At 60.5% G+C, this 25,237-nt stretch carries 23 protein-coding genes; 11 read left to right on the top strand and 12 right to left on the bottom strand.

Features of this window, described 5'->3' with window-relative positions:
• Positions 1-46 precede the first annotated feature (46 nt).
• Positions 47-349: a LapA family protein gene (locus tag QMZ29_RS07980; protein WP_025303024.1), complete on the top strand. Its 303-nt coding sequence runs from the start codon at positions 47-49 to the stop codon at positions 347-349.
• Positions 350-355: 6 nt separating this feature from the next.
• A complete protein-coding gene (gene lapB / locus QMZ29_RS07975; protein ID WP_025303023.1) occupies positions 356-1,528 on the top strand; it encodes a lipopolysaccharide assembly protein LapB in 1,173 nt (390 codons plus the stop codon).
• Positions 1,529-1,589: 61 nt separating this feature from the next.
• Here lapB and QMZ29_RS07970 read toward each other — a convergent pair whose 3' ends face one another.
• Complete coding sequence (locus QMZ29_RS07970) at positions 1,590-1,889, bottom strand: Arc family DNA-binding protein (RefSeq protein ID WP_025303022.1); 300 nt, start codon at positions 1,887-1,889, stop codon at positions 1,590-1,592.
• Positions 1,890-2,061: 172 nt separating this feature from the next.
• The gene (gene bhsA / locus QMZ29_RS07965; RefSeq protein WP_025303021.1) at positions 2,062-2,322 is read right to left on the bottom strand and encodes a multiple stress resistance protein BhsA; all 261 of its coding nucleotides are present in this window, start codon (positions 2,320-2,322) and stop codon (positions 2,062-2,064) included.
• 329 nt (positions 2,323-2,651) lie between these two features.
• Here bhsA and pyrF point away from each other — a divergent pair, with 329 nt between their 5' ends.
• Together pyrF and yciH are read left to right on the top strand one after the other, a co-directional pair.
• Entirely contained in the window at positions 2,652-3,380 is a 729-nt protein-coding gene (gene pyrF / locus QMZ29_RS07960) for an orotidine-5'-phosphate decarboxylase (protein WP_025303020.1), read from the top strand.
• Between the two features lie 10 nt (positions 3,381-3,390).
• Positions 3,391-3,717: a stress response translation initiation inhibitor YciH gene (gene yciH, locus QMZ29_RS07955; protein WP_025303019.1), complete on the top strand. Its 327-nt coding sequence runs from the start codon at positions 3,391-3,393 to the stop codon at positions 3,715-3,717.
• A 188-nt stretch (positions 3,718-3,905) separates the two neighbouring features.
• On the opposite strand, the gene osmB is transcribed toward yciH, so the two are convergent.
• From osmB to QMZ29_RS07935, 4 genes are all read right to left on the bottom strand, one after another.
• On the bottom strand, positions 3,906-4,124 hold the full coding sequence (osmB, locus tag QMZ29_RS07950) for an osmotically-inducible lipoprotein OsmB (protein WP_004945176.1): 219 nt from the start codon (positions 4,122-4,124) through the stop codon (positions 3,906-3,908).
• Between the two features lie 280 nt (positions 4,125-4,404).
• Positions 4,405-5,151 carry a DeoR/GlpR family DNA-binding transcription regulator gene (locus tag QMZ29_RS07945; protein WP_004930631.1) on the bottom strand — a complete coding sequence of 249 codons (747 nt, stop codon included), beginning with the start codon at positions 5,149-5,151 and terminating at the stop codon, positions 4,405-4,407.
• A 50-nt stretch (positions 5,152-5,201) separates the two neighbouring features.
• Complete coding sequence (locus tag QMZ29_RS07940) at positions 5,202-7,634, bottom strand: formate C-acetyltransferase/glycerol dehydratase family glycyl radical enzyme (protein WP_197810792.1); 2,433 nt, start codon at positions 7,632-7,634, stop codon at positions 5,202-5,204.
• Positions 7,635-7,638: 4 nt separating this feature from the next.
• The gene (locus tag QMZ29_RS07935) at positions 7,639-8,538 is read right to left on the bottom strand and encodes a glycyl-radical enzyme activating protein (protein WP_049205489.1); all 900 of its coding nucleotides are present in this window, start codon (positions 8,536-8,538) and stop codon (positions 7,639-7,641) included.
• A 149-nt stretch (positions 8,539-8,687) separates the two neighbouring features.
• On the opposite strand from QMZ29_RS07935, the gene fsa reads away from it, so the two are divergent.
• Positions 8,688-9,353, top strand: coding sequence for a fructose-6-phosphate aldolase (gene fsa / locus QMZ29_RS07930; RefSeq protein WP_049205488.1), 666 nt, complete (start codon positions 8,688-8,690; stop codon positions 9,351-9,353).
• Between the two features lie 48 nt (positions 9,354-9,401).
• Here the strand turns inward: fsa and QMZ29_RS07925 are convergent, their stop codons facing one another.
• On the bottom strand, positions 9,402-11,468 hold the full coding sequence (locus tag QMZ29_RS07925; RefSeq protein WP_261424773.1) for a carbon starvation CstA family protein: 2,067 nt from the start codon (positions 11,466-11,468) through the stop codon (positions 9,402-9,404).
• Between the two features lie 385 nt (positions 11,469-11,853).
• Between QMZ29_RS07925 and QMZ29_RS07920 the strand changes: the two genes are divergently transcribed.
• Both QMZ29_RS07920 and QMZ29_RS07915 read left to right on the top strand, forming a co-directional pair.
• Positions 11,854-13,017 (top strand): M20 aminoacylase family protein, encoded by a 1,164-nt coding sequence (locus QMZ29_RS07920; RefSeq protein ID WP_261424771.1) that lies wholly within the window; start codon positions 11,854-11,856, stop codon positions 13,015-13,017.
• A 30-nt stretch (positions 13,018-13,047) separates the two neighbouring features.
• The gene (locus QMZ29_RS07915; RefSeq protein ID WP_261424769.1) at positions 13,048-14,358 is read left to right on the top strand and encodes an MFS transporter; all 1,311 of its coding nucleotides are present in this window, start codon (positions 13,048-13,050) and stop codon (positions 14,356-14,358) included.
• 65 nt (positions 14,359-14,423) lie between these two features.
• Here QMZ29_RS07915 and QMZ29_RS07910 read toward each other — a convergent pair whose 3' ends face one another.
• Complete coding sequence (locus QMZ29_RS07910; RefSeq protein ID WP_025303013.1) at positions 14,424-16,358, bottom strand: exoribonuclease II; 1,935 nt, start codon at positions 16,356-16,358, stop codon at positions 14,424-14,426.
• 187 nt (positions 16,359-16,545) lie between these two features.
• On the bottom strand, positions 16,546-17,073 hold the full coding sequence (gloA, locus tag QMZ29_RS07905; protein ID WP_025303012.1) for a lactoylglutathione lyase: 528 nt from the start codon (positions 17,071-17,073) through the stop codon (positions 16,546-16,548).
• Between the two features lie 99 nt (positions 17,074-17,172).
• Here gloA and QMZ29_RS07900 point away from each other — a divergent pair, with 99 nt between their 5' ends.
• Entirely contained in the window at positions 17,173-18,027 is an 855-nt protein-coding gene (locus QMZ29_RS07900; protein WP_049205484.1) for a LysR family transcriptional regulator, read from the top strand.
• Positions 18,028-18,042: 15 nt separating this feature from the next.
• Here the strand turns inward: QMZ29_RS07900 and QMZ29_RS07895 are convergent, their stop codons facing one another.
• Positions 18,043-20,349, bottom strand: a complete 2,307-nt coding sequence (locus QMZ29_RS07895; protein WP_025303010.1) for an FdhF/YdeP family oxidoreductase — start codon at positions 20,347-20,349, stop codon at positions 18,043-18,045.
• Positions 20,350-20,631: 282 nt separating this feature from the next.
• Here QMZ29_RS07895 and dacD point away from each other — a divergent pair, with 282 nt between their 5' ends.
• Positions 20,632-21,801, top strand: a complete 1,170-nt coding sequence (gene dacD / locus QMZ29_RS07890) for a serine-type D-Ala-D-Ala carboxypeptidase DacD (protein WP_197832014.1) — start codon at positions 20,632-20,634, stop codon at positions 21,799-21,801.
• A gap of 64 nt (positions 21,802-21,865) precedes the next feature.
• Positions 21,866-22,771, top strand: a complete 906-nt coding sequence (locus QMZ29_RS07885) for a LysR family transcriptional regulator (RefSeq protein ID WP_025303008.1) — start codon at positions 21,866-21,868, stop codon at positions 22,769-22,771.
• Between the two features lie 43 nt (positions 22,772-22,814).
• Here the strand turns inward: QMZ29_RS07885 and QMZ29_RS07880 are convergent, their stop codons facing one another.
• Complete coding sequence (locus tag QMZ29_RS07880; protein WP_025303007.1) at positions 22,815-23,999, bottom strand: CMD domain-containing protein; 1,185 nt, start codon at positions 23,997-23,999, stop codon at positions 22,815-22,817.
• 17 nt (positions 24,000-24,016) lie between these two features.
• Between QMZ29_RS07880 and QMZ29_RS07875 the strand changes: the two genes are divergently transcribed.
• Positions 24,017-24,274 carry a hypothetical protein gene (locus QMZ29_RS07875; RefSeq protein WP_141998194.1) on the top strand — a complete coding sequence of 86 codons (258 nt, stop codon included), beginning with the start codon at positions 24,017-24,019 and terminating at the stop codon, positions 24,272-24,274.
• Positions 24,275-24,423: 149 nt separating this feature from the next.
• On the opposite strand, the gene sapF is transcribed toward QMZ29_RS07875, so the two are convergent.
• The gene (gene sapF, locus QMZ29_RS07870) at positions 24,424-25,236 is read right to left on the bottom strand and encodes a putrescine export ABC transporter ATP-binding protein SapF (RefSeq protein WP_016927550.1); all 813 of its coding nucleotides are present in this window, start codon (positions 25,234-25,236) and stop codon (positions 24,424-24,426) included.
• Position 25,237: the final 1 nt, after the last annotated feature.

The raw sequence follows: 25,237 nt of genomic DNA, 5'->3' as shown, positions 1-25,237 counted from the left end.
GTTTTGGCATCGTTCATCCGATTCACTCGGCATCGCGGGAAAGAATGTGAAATATTTGCTGATTTTTTTGTTGGTTCTGGTGATCTTCGTGATTTCCGTCACTTTGGGTGCGCATAACGATCAGGTGGTCAATTTTAACTATCTGGTTGCGCAGGGCGATTATCGCGTATCGACCCTGTTGGCCACGCTGTTTGGCGCCGGCTTCGTTCTCGGTTGGATCATTTGCGGCCTGTTCTACCTGCGCACGCGCATTGCGCTGGGCCGCGCCGAGCGCAAGATCAAAAGGCTGGAGCTGCAGCTTGAGCAGCCCGCTGAACCGGCGGCTCAGGCCGTTGTCAGCAAGGAATAACCCTCTATGTTAGAACTGCTGTTTCTGTTGCTGCCCGTGGCTGCCGCGTACGGTTGGTACATGGGGCGCAGAAGCGCTCAGCAGGATAAACAGCAAGAAGCCAACCGCCTGTCGCGCGAATACGTGGCAGGGGTGAACTTTCTGCTTTCCAACCAGCAGGACAAGGCGGTCGATCTGTTCCTCGACATGTTGAAAGAGGACAGCAACACCGTTGAAGCCCACCTGACGCTGGGTAACCTGTTCCGTTCGCGCGGTGAAGTCGACCGCGCCATCCGCATCCATCAGGCTTTGATGGAAAGCGCTTCCCTGACCTTCGAACAGCGCCTGCTGGCGGTACAGCAGCTGGGCCGCGACTATATGGCGGCCGGGCTGTACGATCGCGCGGAAGACATGTTCAGCCAGTTGACTGACGAAGCGGATTTCCGCGTATCGGCGCTGCAGCAGTTGCTGGTGATCCATCAGGCCACCAGCGATTGGCAGAAAGCCATCGACGTGGCGGAAAAGCTGGTCAAGCTGGGCAAAGAGAAACAGCGCGTCGAGATTGCGCATTTCTACTGTGAGCTGGCATTGCAGGCGATGGGCAGTGACGATCTCGATCGGGCGATGAGCTTACTTAAGCGTGCGGACGCGGCCGATAAACAGTGTGCACGAGTATCCATCATGTTCGGGCGCATCTACATGGCGCAAAACGACTACGCCAAAGCGGCAGAGTCGCTGCAGCGCGTACTGAGCCAGGACAAAGAATTGGTCAGCGAAACGCTGCCGATGCTGCAGGAATGCTACACGCATCTGCCGGAACAACAGCACAACTGGGCTGAATTCCTTAAGCGCTGCGTAGAAGAAAACACCGGCGCTACCGCCGATCTGATGTTGGCCGAGATCATCGAGCAGCACGAAGGGCGCGACGTGGTGCAGGTCTATATCAACCGTCAGCTACAGCGTCATCCTACTATGCGGGTGTTTTATCGGTTGATGGATTATCACCTGGCGGACGCCGAAGACGGCCGTGCGAAAGAGAGTCTGCTGTTGTTGCGCGATATGGTCGGCGAGCAAATTCGCACCAAGCCGCGTTACCGCTGCCACAAGTGCGGATTTACCGCACACTCGCTCTATTGGCATTGTCCGTCGTGCCGCGCCTGGTCATCGGTCAAACCGATCCGCGGTCTGGACGGACAATAACGCGGCGGCGCGACAAAATAAAACGGGGCGATTCATCGCCCCGTTTTTCTACGTTCATCGCTTACTTTTTCTTGCCGCCTTTGGCGCCGGTTTTCAACAGCTGACGCAGTTTCTTCAGCTCTTTCTGGCTCAGCGGCTGTTCAATCTCTTCTTCAGTGCTTTGATTGTCGATCTCGCCGTGGTGCAGCTCATCCGCCTTTTTGGTCGGTTTTTCTGCCTTGGCGGCGGGGGCGCTGAAGCTGCTTTCCAGGCGCTGGCACACTTCCACGCTCAATGAAAACTCGTTTTCAGCGGCGGCGGCGCGGATTTTTTCCTTCAGTGCCAGAGGAATTTTAATGGTAAGTGTCGATATCTCGCTCATTTTGAAAGCCTTTCTGCAGGAAGATGCCTTCAAGCTAAGCCACTGGCGATCGGGTGTCTAGTGTGTAATAAAAATTTAATATTTTTGTAACAGTGTAAGGCGAGCAAGATGCGGTTTTTTCAGGCGGGAAACAGAGGCAGGGCCCGAGCGAGCGGGCCCTGTACCGGAAACATTATTTGTAGATGACCGCGGTGCCGCTCAGCATGTTGTTACCACCGGCGGAGATGATGCGGTAGCTGCTGGCGCCCTGGGCATCCGCTTTAGCGGCCAGTTTTTTCTCCAGGCTGCTGAGGGTGGTCGCATGACCTGCGGAAACGACGCCGGTGGCGGTCAAGCTATCGGCCTGCTGGCTGCTGATCGGCTCAGCGGCGAAAGTGGCGAAAGAGGTCAGTGCGATAGCGGCAGCGGCTGCAAAATATTTGATGGTTTTCATAGGTGACTCCAGTCTGTTTATTTAGGAAGGAAGCCATTCGCTTCCGATGTGGTGAATAATAAAGCATCTTGGCCGATTGAAAATCTGATAATGCTGAGTAATTTATTCAAAATATTTGATTGATAATTTACGCATCTTTACGGCGTTTTACGCTGCGTGGTTTATCGCTGGCGCGGTTTCGTTGACGCGCCATGACAAAGGTGAGAGGTAACATGACAGAGCGCCGGTGCGCGCTGCGGCTGGGATTTCTGGCCCCCGGCATGTAGAATGCGGCGGTCAGTTTCGCGGGTGAGTCCCTGATTATGTCTATTTTACAGAAGGTAGAAGAAATGAAGTCTGAAAATAACGCTAATAACAATGACTTAAAATCATCTCCAATCGTTGTGGCGTTAGATTACGCCGATAAGAATGCCGCGCTGGCGTTCGCCGACCGTATCGATCCGCAAGACTGCCGGCTGAAAGTGGGCAAAGAAATGTTCACGCTGTTCGGGCCGCAGCTGGTGCGCGATCTGCACGGGCGTGGCTTCGACGTATTTCTTGACCTGAAATTCCACGATATTCCCAATACCACCGCGCATGCGGTCGCGGCGGCGGCCGAGCTGGGCGTTTGGATGGTCAACGTCCACGCCAGCGGCGGCGCGCGCATGATGACCGCCGCTAAAGAAGCGCTGACGTCATTCGGGGCGGATGCGCCGCTGCTGATCGCCGTGACGGTGCTCACCAGTATGGAAGCGGAAGACCTGCGCGGCATTGGTATCGAAGCCAGCCCGGCGGAACACGCCGAGCGCCTGGCGCGCCTGACCCGCGACTGCGGGCTGGACGGCGTGGTGTGTTCGGCTCATGAAGCGCAGCGCCTGAAGGCCGCCTGCGGGCAGGCTTTCCAGCTGGTGACGCCGGGGATCCGCCCTGAAGGCAGCGCGGCGGGCGATCAGCGCCGCATTATGACGCCAGTGCAGGCGCAGGCCGCTGGCGTGGACTACATGGTGATTGGGCGTCCGATCACCCAATCTGCGGATCCGGCCGCGACGCTGCGCGCGATCCGCGCCTCTTTGGCCTGAGGAACCGCCGATGAATGACGATAACAGCCGCCTGGTGTATTCCACGGACACCGGCCGCATCAAGCAGGAAGACGTTAAACCGCAACGCGCCAAGGGCGACGGCATCGTGCGCATCCAGCGTCAGACTAGCGGCCGCAAGGGGAAGGGCGTGTGCCTGATTACCGGCGTCGATCTGGATGACGCTGCGCTCGACAAACTGGCGGCCGAACTGAAAAAGAAATGCGGCTGCGGCGGTTCGGTGAAAGACGGGATCATCGAGATCCAGGGCGATAAACGCGATCTGCTCAAACAGCTACTGGAAGCCAAAGGCATGAAGGTCAAACTGGCGGGCGGTTGAGGCGAATCGCCATGCCGCAGTGCAATGCTGCGGCATGGCTTGAGGCTGTTGCTGCCGGGAGTTAGCCCGTTAACGGCGAAAGAACCATAGACTTAAAGTAAAGCAGACCTGAAATCATCGTTATTGGTTAATACGTCAAAGCGCCGAAGCGCTTTTGCCAGCCTGTCGGCCGAGGGCGCTCGGTCAAGTTATTTACCAACCTGGTGACCGATGATGCCCCCTACCGCAGCCCCACCCAGCGTGCCCAACGCGCTGCCGTCTGTCAGCACTGCGCCGCCGACTGCACCGGCGCCGGCGCCGATAGCGGTGTTGCGATCGCGTTTGGACATGTTGGAACAGGCGCTCAGTGAAAATGCCAGAGTCAGAGCCAGAGCGGCGGTGGCGAAACGTTTATTGATAATCATCATAATGACTTCTCCTTAGCATTGGCTATATGGAAGTGCCCTCTAAGTATAGGCGCTAACCATAAATCAGGCCTGCTGTTGATTCCCGTACAGTATCGATATAAAAAATGGCACTTTTTGTTAACGGCCGAATAATTAGCAGGTTACGGCCCAAAAGTGACCGAAACTGAGTATAGGTTTCTCTGAAAGGATAAACAGGTAAATAGTCTTAAAATCCCGTTGCACAAGGGAAACGGCGCGCGGCGTGGCCCGCGCGACGCGAGAGGTGCGGTGGCGGCCCGCGTTATTCGTTGACCAGCTCCACCTGTACGCCCTGGCGTTTCAGCTGATGCTGATACTCCAGCGCCAGGCGTGAATCGGTGATCACTCGGCTGATTTGCCCCGGCTGCGCCAGCGGGTTGGGTTGGATCTGGCCGAATTTGCTGGAGTCCGTCAGCACGATATTCTCCACGCCCTTGGCCAGCACCGCGCTGACCACGTCGGCGCGCATCATGTCGCGGCCGGTAAAGCCGGTTTCGGCCTGAAAGCCGTCAATGCCGATAAACGCCTTGTTGAAATGCACCTGCTGAATGCACAGCCGTGTGAGCGGGCCGACCACGGTCTCGCTTTTCTTCTGATACATGCCGCCGAGGACAATCACGTCGCAGTCGGTTTCTTTCAGCAGGTTGGCGATATAGTGGCTGACGGTGATCAGCGTAATACGCTTGCGTTCGGCGATGTAGCGCGCCAGCAGGGCGTTGGCGCTGCCGCTCTCGATGAAGATCGTCTCACCGTCGTTGACCTGCGCCGCGGCGTACTGTGCCAATCGTTGTTTGAGGGTGAAATTGGACATCATGCGAGCGTCGACGTCGTCGCTTTCCAACGCCACGGCGGAACCGTGTACGCGCTTCAAATAACTGCGTTTTTCCAGCAGGTTGAGATCCTGCCGGATGGTGACTTCCGATACGCCCGAGGCCCGCGCCAGCTCATTGACGCTGATCCGCCGGCGATCGTTAACCAACTGCAATATGGTCTGTTGTCGTAAATTCATATCGGCCTGATGATGCGGCCGCCAAGGCGCGGCCGCTAAGAGTCAAAGGTTTAAAGAGTATGTTCTGTGCGCGCAATAATATCATCCTGCGCCTCAGGGGATAATGCGGTAAAGAAAGCGGAATAGCCAGCTACGCGAACCACTAAATCACGATATTGGTCAGGGTGTTGCTTCGCCGCCAGCAGCGTTTCGCGCGACACGATGTTGTACTGCACATGCCAACCGCGATAGCTCTCGAAGAAGGTGCGCAACATCAGCATCAGCTTTTCCCGATCGCGCGGGTTGTCCAGCGTCGCCGGATTCAGCTTTTGATTGAGCAGCACGCCGCCAAGGATCGCCTCGGTTGGCAACTTGGCGAGCGAATTGAACACCGCCGTTGGCCCCAGGTGGTCGGTGCCGGACGCCGGGCTGGCGCCTTCCGCCAGAGGCTGGTGCGCCTTGCGCCCATCCGGCGTGGCCAGGGTGGCGGCGCCGAAGGGCACGTTGGCCGAAATCGACGAGGTGCCGGCGTAGTAGCCGCCGCCGATCGGCCCGCGGCCGAAGCGGGTGTTGCGGTACTGCTTCAGTTCCTCGATGTAGGTTTGGTAGGCGCGCACCAGCAGCCGATCGACGTCGTCCACATCGTTGCCGTATTTGGGCGCGGCGTTGAGCAGCCGCTGGCGCAGCTGTTCGCCATCCAGTCCGGCGAAGTCTTCGGCCAGCGCGGCCGCCAGTTGCTGCTGGCCGATTGCCCCTTGGTCGAACACCAGTTTGCGCACCGCCGCCAGGCTGTTGCCCAGGTTGGCGATGCCGACCTGCAGGCCGGAAACCCAGTCGTATTTGGCGCCGCCTTGCTTGATGCTTTTGCCGCGTTCAATGCAGTCATCCACCAGCGCGGAGCAGAGGATATCGTGGGCGTTCTCCTCCAGCACGCTGTCCACCACGCACTCGATCTCGATCGACTTGCGCGTGTAGTAGCGAATTTGCCGATCCCAGGCGGTTAAGACCTGTTCGAAATCGGCGAAGTTTCCTTTGGACAGCGCCTGTTCCTGCGGCAGGAAGATCTGCCCGGAGGTGGCGTCGCGGCCTTGTTCCAGCGCCGCCAGCAGCACGCGGGCGAAGTTGATGAAGCTCATGCCGGTGCAGCGATAACCCCATTTGCCGCCGACGGCGGTCTCGATACAGCCGATGGCGGCGTAGTCGTAAGCGTCCTGCGGCTCGACCCCCAGCTTGATGAACTCGGGAATGACGATTTCGTCGTTATTGAATGCCGGCATGCCGAAGCCGCAGCGGATCACCTGTACGCAGGCGTCGAGGAAATCGGCGCTCATCCCGGCGTGGTAACGCACGCTGAGGTTGGGCTGGGTGGAACGCAGGCGGCCGCAGGATTCGAGAATGGCGTAGGACAGCGGATTGACCGCGTCACACGGCCGCCCATCGACCCGTTTTTGCCCGCCGATGGTGACGTTTTGGTACAGCGGGCTGCCGGCGGAGGCCTTGGAGTGCGAGCCGGAGCGGATCTTGTTGATCTCCAGCAGCTTCAGCCAGCAGCTGTGCAGCAGCTCGATGGCGTCTTCCCGCGCCAGGTTTTGCTCCAGCTCCACGTCGCGCCGATACCAGGGATAAAGATATTGGTCGAGGCGACCGAAGGAAACCGAATGGCCGTTGGATTCGATCTGCAACGTCAGCTGGATGAAGTAGCACAGTTGCAGCGCCTGCCAGAAGGTTTGCGGCGGGCGATGGGCGATCAGGTCGCAGTTGTCTGCGATAGCCAGCAGCTCGGTGCGACGCCAGTCGCGGGTTTCGCGTTGCGCCATATCGCGCGCCAGGCGTGCGAAGTGTAGGATGTGCTCACTCAGCGCCGTCAGCACGATATCGATAGCGTTGAGAAACTGCGCTTTGTGCAGATCTTCCCACTCGGTCAGGCGCAGGCGGCTGCGGCGCGCGTTCACTTTTTCGCGCAGGCCGTCGAGGCCATGTTCCAGTAGCAGCGGGAAGTTGACCGCCAGATGGGCGTCGCCAGAGGTCATGTTGCCCTCGGCCTTGATGATGCCGGTGGCCAGCAGCGCCTTTTGTTCGTCGGTGAACATGCCGTAGCAGCGATCCTGCACCGTTTGGCCGCGCCACCATGGGCACAGACGGTGCAAAATCGCCTTATTCTCTTCGCTGACCGAGAAGCCGGCACCCGGCCGGTCTGCCAACTGGTCTATCTCGTTTTCTATCCAGCCGACGGTGTATTCGGGGAAGATCGGCGCGGCGCGCAGCTCGCTGGCCTGGTTGCCGACGATCAGCTCGTCGTTGGCGATCCAGATGCTGCGCTTCGCCAGGTGGTTGGCCAGCGCCAGCGCACGGCGCACCGGCAGCGGCCGATCCTGATGCTGCTGATAGGCCTCGGTATAGTGCTGCGCGCGTTCGGTGCACACCGGCGGTTTGACGATGTGGATCAGCGCGTTCTTATGCGCCTGAATACGGGCGCTGAGGGTGGTCAAATCCAATGTGGTCATGGCGTTATCCTCGCAAAATGGCGGTCAGGCCTTTGGCGCCGGCGTACGTTTCGGCGAAGGCCAGCAGATCGGGCGCGTCCAGCGGTGTGCGGGCGGCGCGGTAGGGTTCGCCGAGCAGGTGATACTTGTTGATGCCCAGCGTGTGGTACGGCAGAAAGTGGATCTCCGATACGCCGATCTCGTCGGCGGCGAAGTCGACAATCGCGCGGACAGAGTGGCGATCGGCATTGAAATCGGGGATCAGCGGTACGCGCACGGTCATTGGCACGCCGTGCGCCGCCAGCCGGCGAAAATTGTTCATCACCCGGCGGGCCGAGCCGCCGGTCCAGGTTTTGAAACGCGCTTCATCGGTGTGTTTGAGATCGGCCAACAGCAGATCCAGCCAGGGCAACGAAGGGGCGATGTAATGCCACGGCACGTGCAGACAGGATTCGACGGCGGTGTGGATGCCGGCTTCGCGACCGCGCCGCAGCAGCTCCGCCGCGACCTCCGGCTGCATAAAGGGTTCGCCGCCGGACAGCGTTAAACCGCCGCCGCTGCGCAGGTAGAAAGGCTTATCCCGCATCACCTCGGCCATGATATCGTCGGGGTTGACCACGCTGCCGCACAGGCTGAGCGCGCCGGTTGGGCAGGCGGCGGCCAGCGCCGCGTAGTCGTCTGCGCTGATGACGTCGCGCCGCAGCGTCAGTGCGCCCTCGTCACGTAGCAGGCCTTGTGGGCAGCGCTCGGTGCACAGCGTACAGCCGCTCAGACACAGGCGCTCGTCAAACAGCAGATCCGCGTGGCGCGAGCGGCTTTCCGGGTTCTGACACCAGCGGCAGCTCAGCGGGCACCCTTTTAAAAAGACCACGCTGCGGATGCCGGGGCCATCATGGGTCGAGTAGCGCTGCAGATTGAAGAACATGAATCACCCGTTTGGCGTTGCTGAATCTTTCGCCATTAAAGATCTTTCGAATGAAAGTTGAATTGATTTTGATCAAAAGTTGACGGGGTTTTTGCCCTATGATGATCAGAGTTTGAATCCGCCCACAGAACATGACACAGGAGTCCGTGATGGAGCTTTATCTCGATACCGCCGATGTGACCGCGGTAAAACGCCTGGCGCGCATTCTGCCGCTGCACGGCGTCACCACCAACCCGAGCATCGTGGCGAAGGAAGGCAAGCCGATCTGGGAAGTGCTGCCTGCGCTGCGCGACGCCCTTGGCGGCACCGGCAAGCTATTCGCGCAGGTGATGGCGGCCGATGCGGAGCGCATGGTGGCGGAGGCGTCGCTGCTCAGCCAGCGGGTACCGGGGCTGGTGGTGAAGATCCCGGCAACCGCGGAGGGATTGGCGGCGATCAAGAAGCTTAAAACGATGTCCATCCCGACGCTGGGCACCGCGGTGTACGGTGCCGGGCAGGGGCTGTTGGCCGCCTTGGCCGGGGCGGAATATGTGGCGCCTTACGTCAATCGGGTTGACGCGCAGGGCGGCGACGGTATTGAAATGGTGCACGAGCTACAGCAGCTGCTGAGCCTGCACGCGCCGTCGGCGCAGGTGCTGGCCGCCAGCTTCAAAACGCCGCGCCAGGCGCTGGAATGCCTGCTGGCGGGCTGCCAGGCCATCACGCTGCCGGTGGATGTGGCGGAGCAGTTCCTCAGTGCGCCGGCGGTGCAGGCCGCGGTCGAGAAATTCGAGCAGGATTGGCAGGGGGCGTTCGGCTCAACGCTGTTAGGCTAAAGCCAGTAAAAAGGGCGCCGCGGCGCCCTTGCTTGATGCTCGGTTCGTTTAGCCGCGGCCGGTCTCCTCTCGCAGCGCGGCGCCGACCTCGTGCGTCGTCGGCTGTTCGGAACGCAGCGCCCGGCGGATCGCGAAGAAGGCGGCAATCAGCATGGTTACCGCCACCAGCATAAAGAACCCGCACAGCGCGGCGTTGATCTGGTTGCTGAACACGATGGTTTCCATGTCTTTCAAAGACTTGGCCGGCGCAATGATCGTGCCTTGCTCGATGCCGGTGGAGAACTTCTTCGCCTGCGCCAGGAAGCCGATGCTCGGTTTTTCGTGGAAGATCTTCTGCCAGCCGGCGGTCATGGAGGTCACGAACAGCCAGGCGGTCGGTAAAATGGTGACCCAAGCGTAGCGCTGTTTTTTCATCTTGAACAGCACCACGGTGCCGAGGATTAGCGCCATCGACGCCAGCATCTGGTTGCCGATACCGAACAGCGGCCACAGGGTATTGATGCCGCCGAGCGGATCGACCACGCCCTGATACACGAAGAAACCCCAACCGGCCACCGCCACCGTGGTGCCCGCCAGGTTGCCGAACCAGGAACGGTTGTTGGCCAACTGCGGTACCGCCACGCCCACCAAATCCTGCACCATAAAGCGACAGGCGCGGGTACCGGCGTCGACGGCGGTCAGGATGAACAGCGCTTCGAACAGAATGGCGAAGTGGTACCAGAAGGCCATCATCGCCCGGCTGTTGAACACCTCGCTGATGATGTGCGCCATGCCCACGGCGAAGGTCGGGGCGCCGCCGGCGCGCGACAGGATGGAGTTCTCGCCCACCTCTTTGGCGATCAGCGCCAGCGTTTCCGGCGTGACGATAAAGCCCCAGCTGTTGATCACCTGCGAAGCATTTTCTACCGTGGTGCCGATCAGTGCCGCCGGCGAGTTCATGGCGAAGTAAACGCCCGGATCCAGCACCGAGGCGCAGATCAGCGCCATGATGGCGACGAAAGACTCCATCAGCATGGCACCGTAGCCAATAAAGCGAATGTGGCTTTCGCGTTCTACCAGCTTGGGCGTGGTGCCGCTGGAGACCAGCGCGTGGAAGCCGGAAATGGCGCCGCAGGCGATGGTGATGAACAGGAACGGGAACAGGGCGCCGGCGAACACCGGGCCGCTGCCGTCGATGAAGCGCGAGACCGCCGGCATTTTCATCTCCGGCATGGCGAAGACGATGCCGATGGCCAGGCCGATGATGACGCCGATTTTCATAAAGGTGGAAAGATAGTCGCGCGGCGCCAGCAGCAGCCACACCGGCAGCACCGAGGCAACGAAGCCGTAGATCACCAGCACCCAGGTCAGGGTGGTGCCGTGCAGCGTGAAGAATGGCCCCCAGTAGGGGTCTTGCGCCACGTTGCCGCCGTAAATGATCGCCAGCAGCATCAGCACGAAGCCGATCACCGAGATTTCAGCGATCTTGCCCGGCCGAATAAAGCGCATATAGATGCCCATGAACAGGGCGATCGGGATGGTGGCGGCGATGGTGAACAGCCCCCATGGGCTGTCGGCCAGCGCTTTTACCACCACCAGCGCCAACGCCGACAGGATGATGATCATCACCCCCAGCGCGCCGAGCATGGTGATCACCCCGGCGAATGCCCCCAGCTCTTGCTTGGCCATTTCCCCCAGCGAACGTCCGTCGCGGCGCGTGGAGATGAACAGTACCAGGAAGTCCTGCACCGCACCGGCCAGCATAACGCCAACCAGGATCCAGATGGTTCCCGGCAGGAAGCCCATCTGCGCGGCCAGGATCGGCCCCACCAGCGGCCCGGCGCCGGCGATGGCGGCGAAGTGGTGGCCGAACAGCACCCATTTGTTGGTGGGCACGTAGTCCAGGCCGTCGTTGTGGCGTTCTGCCGGGGTCAGACGGCGGTCGTCCAGTTCAAAGACCTTGTCGGCAATGAACCGGCTGTAGAAGCGGTAGGCGATGCTGTAGCAGGCGACGGCGGCGACCACCAGCCAGACGGCGTTGACGTGTTCGCCGCGGCTGAGCGCCAGCATGGCGAAGGCGAAGGCGCCGACCAACGCCACCAGCAGCCAGATAAGTCCTGACCTGATGTTTTTCATGAAACAACTCCTTGGCGTACAGAGGTAAAAATCGACGTTGTTATTAGGAATGACGTTTTAACAGTAGAAGTTTTGCCGCCTAACCGCGGCAGGTCGGATGAGAAATGTGAAGCAGGTGGGGTTTTAGTGTAAAAACAACGTGATGAAACTGCATTGGCGCAGGCTGTCGCTCACGCAATCCTCAGCAGTTATTCATTCTGCATTTTCACGGCGCGCACAGCGAATCATCGTCGTTTTTTATCTGGGCACGGCGTCTGGCAACTTATTATTTTATCTGTCGAGGCGTGCCGAAATAAAATCATTCATACCGTGTTATACCTTTATTTCAACCCGCAGGTTTAATCATTCATAAAATAAATAATAAAGTCACGAAAGGAATTTAATTATGATAAATAAAATCATCGAAGGGTATTTACCGCAGCTCACGGCCATTCGGCACGATATTCATCAGCACCCTGAACTGGGTTTCGAAGAGTTTCGCACCAGCGATCTGGTGGCGGATTATCTGAATTCGTGGGGCTATGAGGTGCACCGCGGATTGGCGGGCACCGGCGTGGTGGGTACGCTGCGGGTGGGCGACGGCGTTAAACGCCTCGGATTGCGTGCCGATATGGACGCTCTGCCGATCGAAGAGAACAACGGCAAGCCCTGGCGCAGCAGCGTGGCCAACCGCATGCACGCCTGCGGCCATGATGGTCACACCACTATGTTGCTCGGTGCCGCCCGCTATCTGGCGCAAACGCGCAACTTCAACGGCACGCTGCACCTGATTTTCCAACCGGCGGAAGAGATGCTGAACGGCGGCGCGCGCATGGTGGAACAGGGGCTGTTCGAGCGCTTCCCCTGCGACGCCATCTTCGCCATGCACAACATGCCGGGGATGCCGCTCGGCGAGTTCTTCTTCCAACATGGTCCGTTTATGGCCTCGATGGATCAGTTCAACGTGCGGGTGCAGGGGCGTGGCGGCCACGGCGCCATCCCGCAGCTGGCGGTCGATCCGGTGCTGGTGGCCTCGCATATCACCGTCGCGCTGCAGAGCATCGTTTCGCGCAATATCGATCCGCTGGAGGCGGCGGTGATCACCGTCGGCAGCATCAAGGCCGGTGAAGCGGCCAACGTGATCCCGGACAGCGCGGAGATGAAGCTCAGCGTGCGCTCGCTGGATCGCCAGGCGCGCGCCACCTTGCTGGCACGTATTCCGGCGCTGATCGAGGCGCAGGCGGCAAGCTTCGGCGCGCATGCGGTGGTGGAACACGTTAACGGCACGCCGGTACTGGTCAACGACGAAGCGATGACCCGTTTCGCCCACCGTGTGGCGGAGCAGCAGTTCGGCGCCGCCCGCGCGCACTACGGTGCCCGGCCGCTGATGGGCAGCGAAGATTTCGCCTTCATGCTCGATGCGCATCCGCGGGGCTGCTACCTGATCGTAGGCAACGGCGATGGCGAAGGCAGCTGCATGGTGCATAACCCGGGATATGACTTTAACGACGGCTGCCTGGCGGCCGGCAGCCAGTATTGGGGAGCGTTGGCGGAAGCGTATTTAAAATAAACGCGAAAAATAATAACAGGGAAGGTCATGATGAGTGAAAATACGGCTGAAACCCAAGCGGAAATAATATCGGCCCCGAAGGTCGGTGGCAAAAAGGTCATATTCGCCGCCTCCTTCGGCAATGCGCTGGAGTTTTTCGATTTCGGTATTTATAACTTCTTCGTTATTTATATCAGCGTATTGTTCTTTCCGCCATCCAGCGATCCGCATCTGGCGTTGCTGTTGGCGTTTGCCACGTTCGGCGTCAGCTTCTTCATGCGGCCGCTGGGCGGCATTCTGATTGGCGCCTATGCCGATCGCCATGGCCGCAAGCCGGCGATGATCCTGACGATTTCCTTGATGAGCCTGGGCACGGCGATGATCGGCTTTGCGCCGACCTACGCCAGCGCCGGCTATTGGGGAACCGTCACGCTGGTGGCGGCGCGCCTGATCCAGGGCGTAGCGGCGGGCGGCGAGGTGGGGGCGTCGATGTCGTTGCTGGTGGAGTCGGCGCCGCCCAACCGGCGCGGCTACTATTCCAGCTGGTCGCTGGCGACGCAGGGCATCGCCACCGTGGTTGGCGGCGTCACCGCGCTGGCGCTCAGCGCGGCCTTGCCGGTGCTTTCCGGCGAGCCGAACGCCATGGCCGAGTGGGGATGGCGCATTCCTTTCTTTATCGGCGTAGCGCTGGCACCGCTCGGTTGCTGGCTGCGTCTCGGGCTGGAAAGCGATCGGCCGTCGGTGGCGCGGGCTCACGAGCCGCCTGTGCAGTTGCGCAAACACTCGCGGGCGGTGGTGCTCGGCGTGATGCTGACCATTGGCGCCACCGTCGCCACTTACATCTCGATGTATTATCTCGGCACCTACGCGGTGAAATACCTGGGGATGGCGCAGGCCTACGGCTATGCCGCGATGCTGCTGGCGGGGCTCATCACCTTCGGCGGCAGTCTGCTGGTCGGGCACTGGTGCGATCGTTACGGCCGTCTGCCGCTGATCCGCGGGTCGCGGATCGCGATTCTGATCGTGGCCCTGCCGGCGTTTTGGTGGCTGAGCGCGGTGCCGCATCCTGCGGTGCTGCTGCTGATCGTCGCGGTGCTGGTCGGGTTGACCACGCTCGGTTCGGTGCCGACCATGTTGATGATTTCGGAGCTGTTCCCGCAGCGCATTCGTGCGCTGGGGTTTGCGTTGGTCTACAGCCTCGGGGTGGCGATCTTCGGCGGCTTCGCTCAGTACATCGCTTCGCAGTCGATCGCGCTGAGCGGTTCGCTGCTGGCGCCCGCCGTCTATCTGATGGTGGCTACGCTGGCTTCGCTGGCGGTGCTGCCATTGCTGCGTGAAACCGGCGGAGAGCCGCTGCGCTAGCCGAAAAAAAACGCCGGCGGTTTTCACCGTCGGCGCTTTGCGTTGCGACCGTTTCAGGCTGGCGTTCAGGCCGCCGGGCGGGCGATCACGCTGCGGGTTTCCATGCGCACTTCGGCGATGGTGACCTGCAAGGTATCGCTCTGGCGGTAAACCACTTCGCCTTTAATCTGCACGGTGCCGGTTTCCTGGCTGCACTGCATCTCGTCACGCACCGCGTGAATGAACGGTGCCGGGATGAAGGCAACCGCGCCGTTGTCCAGCAGGCGTACACGCAAGCCGCCACGGGTCACGTCGATGATCTCGGCGTTGAAGCGGGTATCGGTACCGGCCTTGTCCTGCAGGAAGCGGGCGTACAGCCAGTCGCCGACGTCGCGCTCCGCCATGCGGTTCAGGCGGCGGCGCTCCGCCAGCTGCACCGTGACGTCATCCTGTGGCTTTTCCGCCGGTTGCTGGTTGATGATCGCCTTCAGCAGACGATGGTTGACCATATCGCCGTATTTACGGATCGGCGATGTCCAGGTGGCGTAAGCCTCCAGACCCAGACCGAAGTGTGGCCCCGGCGTAGTGCTGATCTCGGCGAAGGTCTGGAAGCGACGGATGCGGCTGTCGAGGAACTGGGTCGGCTGCGCATCCAGGTGGCGGCGCAGTTCGCAGAAACCGTCGAGGGTCAGCAGCTTCTCGGCTTCGGCTTCCACGCCGTTGGCCTGCAGCACGGTGACCGCTTGTTCAACCAGCGCAGGATCGAAACCGGTGTGCACGTTGTACACGCCGAAGCCCAGGCGATCGCGCAGCACGATGGCGGCGCAGACGTTGGCGGCGATCATGCACTCTTCAACGATGCGGTTGGCGCTGCGGCGCTGCTCGGTAACGATCTCCAGCACGTCGCCTTTTTCACCCAGCACGAAGCGGTAGTCCGGACGATCTTTGAACACCAGCGCATGCTGGTGGCGCCAGGCATTGCGCGCATCGCAAACGCGCTTCAGCAGGGTGATTTGTTGCGCGATGGCGTCGCTCGGCGGTTGCCAGCCGGCAATGCCGTCCAGCCAGTCGGAGACTTCGTCGTACACCAGTTTGGCTTTGGATTCGATCTCGGCGGCGAAGAACTGAATATCGTCGCCTAGCGCGCCGTCGGCGGCGATGGTCACGCGGCAAGCCAGCACCTGGCGGCGCTCGTTAGGGCGCAGCGAGCACAGGTTGTCCGACAGATCGCGCGGCAGCATCGGGATGTTGAAGCCCGGCAGGTAATTGGTGAAGGCGCGCACGCGGGCGATATCGTCCAGCTTGCTGCCTTGTTCGACGTAGGCAGTCGGATCGGCGATGGCGATGGTCAACTGCAGCGAACCGTCACCGTTGTCGGTCACGTACAGCGCATCGTCCATGTCCTCGGTGCTGGCACTGTCGATGGTGACGAATTCGAGCGCGGTCAGATCTTCACGCACCAGCGCAGCGTCCGGCTCGCTGAGGGCCTGCATCTCCGGCGCCTCTTTTTCCAGGTTGTGACGCGCCAGCGTCACCCACCACGGGGCGAAATGGTCTTCGCCTTCGGTGATAAAGTGGGTCAGGTCGGCGTTGAAGCCGCGATCGCCTTTCAGCGGATGGCGGCGCATTTCCGCCACCGCCCAGTCGCCGGCCTGGAAATTGTGGGTCAGTTCACGCACCGGGCGGCACGGAATCGCATCTTTCAGCAACGGATGATCGGGCACGATGGACAGGCGATCGTCGCGCTTTTGCACGCGGCCGACAAAGCGCGACAGGAACGGCTCGACCAGAGTTTCCGGCTCGGCGATTTCGCGCTCTTTCTCGGTGTGCAGGGTGGCGATAATGCGATCCCCGTGCATGACTTTCTTCATGTACGGCGGTGGAATGAAGTAGCTTTTTTGACCGTCTACTTCAAGAAAGCCAAAGCCTTTCTCGGTCCCTTTCACGACGCCTTCAACGCGCGGGGTCTGAGAGTGAAGTTGCTGTTTAAGCTGCGCCAGCAGCGGGTTATCTTGAAACATATCGTCCAGTGAATGGGTTGTGAGTGGCAAGATTTGCGGCTGACAGTTTTACGCGAATCACCCGCTGCGAGCAAGCCTAACGTCACGGAACCCCGCGTTGCCGCGCGATTTTGCGCAAGAATGGTCAATCGAAGGGCGAACGATGAAAAACCCCGGCGCGCAGGCCGGGGTGAAGGGCGTGGGACAATCAGTCCCGCAGCGGCGTCGGCTGCAGGATTTCAATCCAGTAATCGTCTGGATCGCGAATGAACGCCACGTAGTTCATGCGGCCTTCATGCAGGCGTTTCTGGAAGGTGACGCCCAGGCGCTCAAACCGCTCGCAGGCGGCGCGCACGTCCGGCACCGTGACGCACAGGTGGCCAAAGCCGCGCGGTTCGCTGTTGCCGTTGTGGTAGTGGAAATCCGCCTGATTTTCGGTGCCGTGGTTATGGGTCAGCTCGAGAATACCCGGCTGGCTCAGCGCCCAGCGTTTGCGTTCGTCGTCATCCTGCGGGATCTGCTCGCGCGGGCTGCGCGTCAGGTAGCAGATGGTGAAAGCGGCTTCTTTGAACTCTTCCAGATAGACCGGGGTAAAGCCCAGCACGCGCGTATAGAAATCCAGCGCTTTGGCCAGATCCTTCACGCGGATCATGGTGTGGTTGAACACGTAACCGTCGGTAACCGCGTCCGGTTGGGCCGCCACGCCGGGCAGCGTCAGTAAATCATTCAGTGGCATCAGTGATCCTCCTCAGGGTGTCGGCAGACTGTAGGTGAAATCGATGCTAATCTAAAGTAATTGTTTTTAACTAAAACACTAACTAAAAGTGAATGATAGATGAAGCTGAGCCAGCTGAAGTTTTTCTGCACCGTGGTGGAACACAAAACCATCGCCGCCGCCGCCCGCGAGCTGCACTGCGTGCCTTCCAACGTCACGCTGCGGCTGCGTGAACTAGAGGAGTCGCTGGGCGGCGAGCTGTTTTTCCGCGACAAGAACCGGCTGTACGTCAATCCCAAAGGGCGGCTGTTCTATCAGCAGGCGCGCGACATCGTGGCGCAGGCGGAGCGCAGCAAGCAGCTGTTCGCCGGCGAGCATCAGCATGGGCTGCTGAACCTCGGGGCGCTGGATTTCTCGCTGGTCAGCCATTTACCGGCGCGTATTGCCAGGCTGCGCCGTTTACAGCCTCATCTGCACATCAACGTACTGAGCCGCGACTCGCTGGTGCTGGAACGCATGCTGATCGACAGCGATCTCGACCTGGCGATCACCGACGGCCCGATTGAGCATCCGTTACTGGCCAGCCAAAAGGCATTCGATGAACGGCTGGTATTGCTGATGCCGGCCGATGTCGGGGAACCCGACGCCGCCACGCTGGTGCCGCTGGAGTTTTACACGTTCAGCCGCGAATGTTCGTTTCGCCTGAAGGTGGATCACTGGCTGGCCTCGCGCGGGCTGAAACCGCGCATGACGCTGGAAATGGAGTCTTATGCCGCGATGGCGGCCTGCGTGCAGGCCGGTTGCGGCGTGGCCTGCGTGCCCGGTTCGTTGCTGCCGCTGATCTTGCCGGCACCAGGGTTGAAGGTGGTGGAAATGGGTGAGGAGGGCGTGAGCGATCTGTACTTCGTCTGGCGACGGCATCAGCTGTCCGACGAGTTGCAGACTATCCTGGAAATATTGGCGCGCCCGGCGTGAACCGGGCGCGCATGTTCAGGCAATACGCAGCGAGGGTTGCTGCTCGCTGCGGCGAATCACCACCGGGATCGACTTCGAGGTCGGGGTGCCGGTACCGTCGCCGAAGCTGGCCAGCGGCACCAGCGGGTTGGTTTCCGGGTAGTAGGCCGCCAGGTTGCCACGCGGAATGTCGTAACTCACCAGCTTGAACCCGTCCACTTTACGCACCACGCCATCGTTCCACAGGGTTTCTATCTCTACCCGTTCGCCATCCTGTAGGCCCAGTGCCGCCAGATCCTCCGGATGGATGAACAACACTTCGCGCTGGCCGTAAACGCCGCGATAGCGGTCATCCAGACCATAGATGGTGGTGTTGTACTGATCGTGCGAGCGCAGCGTCTGCAGGGTAAACGGCGCTTGCTCGTCGCCCAGCTGCGGGAACAGGGTGGTCGGCAGCGCGGCGGCGCTGAATTCCGCCTTGCCGCTCGGCGTGGCGAAGCGCAGTTCGGCGGCAGCATTGCCCAGGTAGAAACCGCCGGGCTGGTCGCAGCGCCGGTTGAAATCTTCGAAGCCGGGAATGGTGGCGGCGATATGATCGCGGATCAGCGAATAGTCGTCGGCCAGTTCCAGCCAGTCCAGCTGTTGCGTACCTAGCACGGCGTCGGCGATGCCGCAGACGATCGCCGTCTCTGAACGTTGAGTATCCGCCAGCGGTTTGCCGATGCCTTCCGAAGCGTGAACCATGCTGAATGAATCCTCGACCGTGATGTACTGCGAGCCGCTGGCCTGCATGTCCAGTTCGGTGCGGCCGAGCGTCGGCAGGATCAGCGCGTCTTTGCCGGTCACCAGGTGGCTGCGGTTAAGCTTGGTGCTGATATGCACCGTCAAATCGCAGTTGCGCAGGGCGCGGGCGGTGCGTTCGGTGTCCGGCGCTGCGGCGGCCAGGTTGCCGCCCAGCGCGATCAGCACTTTCACTTCGCCGCGCAGCATCGCTTCGATCGCTTCCACCGTGTTGTGCCCCACCGCGCGATTGGCGGTGAAGTTAAAGTGGCGTTCCAGGCTGTCGAGCAGCGCCTTCGGCGACTTCTCATCAATCCCCATGGTGCGGTTACCCTGGACGTTGCTGTGGCCGCGCACCGGGCACAGACCGGCGCCTGGTTTGCCCAGTTGCCCGAACAGCAGCTGCAGGTTGGTGATTTCACGCACCGTCGCAATAGAGTGTTTATGCTGAGTCACGCCCATCGCCCAGGTGCAGATCACCCGTTCGGCACCCTGGTAGGTGGCCGCCGCCTGGCGCAATTGCGCTTCGCTCAGGCCCGATTGCGCGGTAATGGTCTGCCACTCGGTCGCGTCCACCTGCGCCAGGTAAGCCTCCACGCCGACGCTGTGCTGTTCGATAAATGCCAGGTCGAACAGGGCGGGTTCACCAGCGGCCATACGCTGGCGGTGAGTTTCCAGCAGCGCTTTCACCATGCCGCGCACCGCTGCCATATCGCCGCCCAGATTTGGCTGGTAATAGGAAGAGCTGATCGGCGAGGATTTTGGCGTCAGCATCTGTACCGGATCCTGCGGATCGGCGAACCTTTCCAGCCCACGTTCGCGCAGGGTGTTGAAACTGACGATACGCGCGCCGCGTCGGGCGGCGTTTTTCAGGCTGTGCAACATGCGCGGGTGGTTGGTGCCGGGGTTTTGACCGAACACGAAGATGGCGTCGGCCTTTTCGAAGTCATCGATGCGGATGGTGCCTTTGCCAACGCCGATGCTCTGCTTCAGCCCGACGCCGCTCGCTTCGTGACACATGTTGGAGCAGTCGGGGAAATTGCTGGTGCCGAGCATGCGGCCGAACAGCTGATAAAGGTACGACGCTTCGTTGCTGGCGCGGCCCGAGGTATACAGCTCGATCTGGTTCGGGTTGTCCATACCGTTGATGTGCTTGGCGATCAGCGCCAGCGCGTCCGGCCAATGGATAGGCTCATAGTGGTCGGTTTCGGCGTTGTAGCGCATCGGATGGGTGAGGCGACCCTGGTATTCGAGGAAATAGTCGCTCTGCTGCTGCAGGGTGCTGACGCTGTGGGCGGCGAAGAACTCAGGCTCCACGGCGCTGCGCGTCGCTTCCCAACTGACCGCTTTGGCGCCGTTTTCGCAGAAGCTGAAGGTGCTGTGGTTGTCGTCGCCCCAGGCGCAACCGGGGCAGTCGAAGCCGCGTGCCTTGTTGACGCGCATCAGGTTGCGCATGTTTTTTAGCGTTTGTTTACTGTCGAGGACAAAGCGGGTGGTGGCTTCAAGCGAACCCCAGCCGCCCGCTGGGCCGGTATAAGGCTTGATTGACGGTTTGAATTTCATGGTGACACTTCGCAGGTGGTTGTAGCTAAAAAGTAAACGCTTTTTTATGCGTCTTGCGTATTTATGTCACAAGTTTAGGGGCGTGGCAGGCAGGCGTCTAATCGAATGGGGCAATGGCGGCATAGAGCGTATCTATCGCAGGCGGACGCTGACCTAAACAAATGGTTGCATAAAGACACCCGCTGCAAAAGAGTAATGGTTTCGTCTGAAAGTGAATTCATGCAGTCTATCTCGCGGATTATATTGGCATTTTATTCAGCCTGCGGGCCTGAGGAACACAGCGTGAAGCGTTCAGTATCAGTGGTGATCGGCGGTATATTACTGCCTTTAGCGGCGCAGGCGGCGGAAACGACGCCCCATTTTCCCACCATGACCCCACCGGCGATAGACGCCGCCTCTTACGTTTTGATGGATTATACCACCGGCCAGGTACTGGCGGCCGGCAATGCCGACGAACGGCGCAACCCGGCCAGCTTGACCAAACTCATGACCGGGTTGGTGATCGACCACGCGCTCGATCAGCACAAGATTGGCCTCGACGATGTCGTCACCGTGGGGAAAGACGCCTGGGCGCAGGGCAACCCGGTGTTCAAAGGCTCTTCGTTGATGTTCCTGAAGCCTGGTGACAGGGTCACGGTTCGCGATCTCAGCCGCGGCATCATCATCGATTCCGGCAACGACGCCTGCGTGGCGATGGCGGACTATGTGGCGGGCAGCCAGGCCAACTTCGTCAAGCTGATGAACGAGAAGAGCGCGCAGCTGGGCCTGCAGAACACCCATTTCGAAACGGTACACGGGCTGGATGCGCCGGGGCAATTCACCACCGCCGGCGATCTGGCGGTGATTGCGCGCGCCATCATCATGAGTGAGCCGGCGGAATACCACATGTACAGCGAGAAATCGCTGACCTGGAACGGTATCACGCAGCAGAACCGCAACGGCCTGCTGTGGGATAAGACGCTGCACGTCGATGGGTTGAAAACTGGGCACACCGCCTCTGCCGGCTTCAACATCATCGCCTCCGCCACCGAAGGGGATCGCCGCCTGATTGCCGTGGTGATGGGCGGCAAAAGTTCCAAAGGCCGCGAGGAACAGGCGCGCAAGCTGCTGAGCTGGGGGCTGCGCGACTTTACCACGGTACACCTGTTCAGCGCCGGCCAGAGCCTGGGGGAAGAGCCAGTCTGGTACGGCGAGAATCACCGGTTACCGGTCGGCAGCGTGCAAGAGCAGTCGCTCAGCCTGCCAAAAAACGAAGCGGACAAGCTGAAGGCGCAGTACGTGATCAATACCGCGCGGCTGGAAGCGCCGATTGGTAAAGGGCAAACCGTCGGCGAGATCCGCATCAGCAACAATGGCCAGGTAGTGAAAACCCTACCGCTGGTGGCGCTGCAGGCGGTACCGCAGGGCGGCGTGTTCTCGCGCCTGGTGGATTACGTGAAGCTGAGGCTCTGACTCGTCGGGCGGGCGGCGGCCCCCGGTGGTATACTGGTGCGAATGCCGATCATTGAGCTGCGCTATGGATATTAAACAACTGATTTATTTGTGCAATCTGGAACGAGAGCGCCACTTCGGCCGGGCGGCGGAGGCCAGCTTCGTCAGCCAGCCGACGCTATCCATGCGATTGAAAAATTTGGAAAAAGAGCTGGGCGTTTCGCTGATTAACCGCGGCAACCATTTCGGCGGTTTTACCGCCGAAGGCGAGCGGGTGTTGGCGTGGGCGCGTGAGATCGTCTCGGTTTATCAGGGGCTGAAGCTGGAAGTGGAGTCGCTCAAGCACGGTTTGCACGGCACGCTGCGCCTCGGCGTGGTGCCGCAGTGCAGTATCTCGGTATCGGAAATGCTCAAGGCGGTCAGCGAACGTTACCCGCATCTCGATTACCGGCTGGCGGTGCTGAGCGCCGATCAGCTGTTGGAGGCGCTGACGGCGCACACCGTCGACATCGGCATCGGCTTTTTCGAACTGTCGACCTTGAAGGAGCTGCATTTCCAATCGCAACCGCTGGTGGAAACCGGCGTCGAGCTGGTATTTCATCCGCAACATTTCCCGAAGCTGGTGGGCGATACGCCGTTGCCGCTGGAGGCGGTGGCCGCCTTGCCGTTGTGTCTCGCCGAGCCGACGCGTTATTTCCGCCGCTATCTCGATCAACACTTTCGCGACGCCGGGTTGACGCTGCACACGCGGCTTGAGACCGCGTCGATCTTCCAACTGCTCGAAGGTATTTTCGTCGGTTTGGGCTGCGGACTGTTCCCGCGCGGCCAGCTGCAATCGCCGTTGATGCCGGCGTTGCAGCGGCGTCCGGTGGCCATCGGCGCCATGCCGCGTCATGCGGCGGTGGTCGTCGATATGGCGGAGCGCGCTACGCCGTTGGCGCAAAAGTTCTTCGATGCCGCCAGCGAGTGGCTGCGTCAGCAGAATGTCTAAAACGCGCCGTATTGCGGCCGGTAATAAGGCCGCATAGCGGTATTCAGTCGGCGGTGATGGAAGATGTTGCATCGCCCAACGTTTGGCGCAGGCGATTTTCCCAGGCGTAGAGTGCGGCGGTGAGGATCACTTCCAGCGCCTGCGCCTGATTCAGACCGCTGTTGAACAACGGCTGCACGCTCTGCGGGGTAAATTTCTCCGGTGCGCGCGTCAGCTCGGCGGCGGTGTGGATCACCGCGCGTTTGACCGTATCCTCGGTAGAGGCCAATCCCTGAGGCAGCCCGGTGAACAGCGCCTGTACCAATCCGTCATCCTGCATTTCATGCGCCACCGTGGCCGCGCAGTAACGGCTGCCGTTGATGCGCGAGACCACCAGCGTCGCCAGCGCCTTCAGGCGGCTCGATAACCCATACCCTTCGGCATTGATGCCATTGAACACGCCGTTGCGTTCGCGCAGTGCGGCGGCATCGTGCGCTAACAGCAGATAATAAGATTCGGCGCGCGCCTGCGGGTGGCTCTGATCCAACACGTCAAGCTGTTCGGCGGCGGCGGTTTCCGTGTCGATCGGCGACAGCCGCGCAGTCCAGCTCAATTCTTCGGTACTGAAAGCGACGCCATCGGCGTCTTCGACATTCGGGAAGCCGGGCACCACTACCGCCGGTCGGCCGGCTAACGCCGCGATGCCAGCTACCACACGCGCCTGATAGCTGACAAAACCGATGATTTGCGAAAAGGTGACGATATCCGCAGGGCTCAGCCCGACGTCGACAAGCTGTTGCAGCGCCTTGCGGCAAATCAGCGTGGGTTGGCTGGCAAGCTGGCGGGCATATTGGGTGATCTGGGCGAGCCGGATATTGCTTTCCCGGGAGGCGTCCGGGCTGTGCAGCGGGGCGAGGCGGGCGGCATAGTGGCTACAGAGGGACTGCACGCCGGTCACTTGCGCGACGGTCAGTGCGGTGCTGAGGCGATCGTAGGGTGACAATGTCACGTATCGTGATAGCGACACCTGGTCGGGAAACAGGGCGTGGTAACCGGCCAGTGAGGCGTTGAATACCCCGGCGCGGGCGCCGAGCGCGCTGTTTAACGCTTCATCGGCGAAGGCACCCAGCCCCAGCAGAAAACGATCGCGCAGGGTAGCCGCCTGCGGCTCCAACGGCGTATCGCCCCGCACGCTGCTTTGGGTTTCGTGATACCACTGGGCATTATGTTGTCGACGGAGTCGTTCCATAGGGTCAATCCTTAATCATGATCAACAACCACCGCTGCGTACGGCAGCGGTGGCTGGACAAAGAGGCAACATGCCCGCAGGCGGGGCGAAAGGCGGATTTAGCGCAGCTCATCGCAGTACAGCGCGTGGCCGTAAACAGAGAAACCGGTGGCCAGCGTGAGAAGAAACTGCGCGAGGCGGCGATGGCGAAGGCTGTTCATCAGTGCGATATCCTGTCGTATGAGAGGCTCAACGTAGGGGATATCCTCACCGATCGCCCTGGCGAGATAAAATAATGTTACGGACTAATCAATAACTGAAAGGAATAAAATATAAGGATATATAACAAGAATGTAATTTGTATGTGCATTTTCTCGCTAAGCGACCGAGGCGCGCAGCAATAAAAAACCCGCCGCAGCGGGTTTGTTGCAGGCCAGGACGGGGCTCAGAAACGGCCGCCGTCGCGTCGCCAGGCGTCGGCGGTCAGCGCCTCGCCGAAGTGGCTGGCGATAAGACGCTTGGTCAATTCGTGCAGCGGCGCCGCCAACACCTCGGCGGTGCTGCCACGTTCGACGATTTCCCCTTCGTGCATCACCAGCACCTGGTCGCTGATATGCTTCATCATGCCGAGGTGCTGGGTGACGTAGATATAGGAAATGCCGTGTTTTTCCTGCAGTTCCAGCATCAGGTTGATGATTTGCGAGCGCATCGACATGTCCAGCGAGGCCAGCGCCTCATCGGCGACGATCACCTTCGGCTGCAGGATCAGCGCACGGGCCAGCGCGACGCGCTGTTTTTGCCCGGAAGCCAGCATGTGCGGATAGTAGTAAGCGTGATCCGGCAGCATGCCGACCTGGCGCAGCGTCTGGTTGATACGCTGCTCGCGCTCGGCGGGCTCCAGATCGGTGTTCAACCGCAGCGGCGCATCCAGCAGCTGGCCGATGCGCTGACGCGGGTTGAGCGAGGTGCTCGGATCCTGAAAAATCATACGAATGCGCTGGCTGCGGTAGCGATAATCACCGAACGCCAGCGGATGATCGTCGATCAGCAGTTCGCCGGCGGTCGGTTCCACCATGCCGGAGAGCATTTTCGCCAGCGTGGATTTGCCAGAGCCGTTCTCACCGATCACCGCCAGCGTCTGACCTTCACGCAGGGTAAAGCTGACGGATTTCACCGCCTCGACGTGCTGACGGCGGAACAGCCCGGTGCGGTAGCGGTAGGTTTTGCTCAGGTTGCGCACTTCCAACAGCGTTTCCATG

This window comes from Serratia sp. PF-27, from assembly GCF_030053255.1.
In the GTDB taxonomy this organism is placed as follows: domain Bacteria; phylum Pseudomonadota; class Gammaproteobacteria; order Enterobacterales; family Enterobacteriaceae; genus Serratia; species Serratia bockelmannii.
The sequence above is the reverse complement of the archived record's forward strand: the minus strand, read 5'-3'. Positions and strand labels throughout refer to the sequence as shown.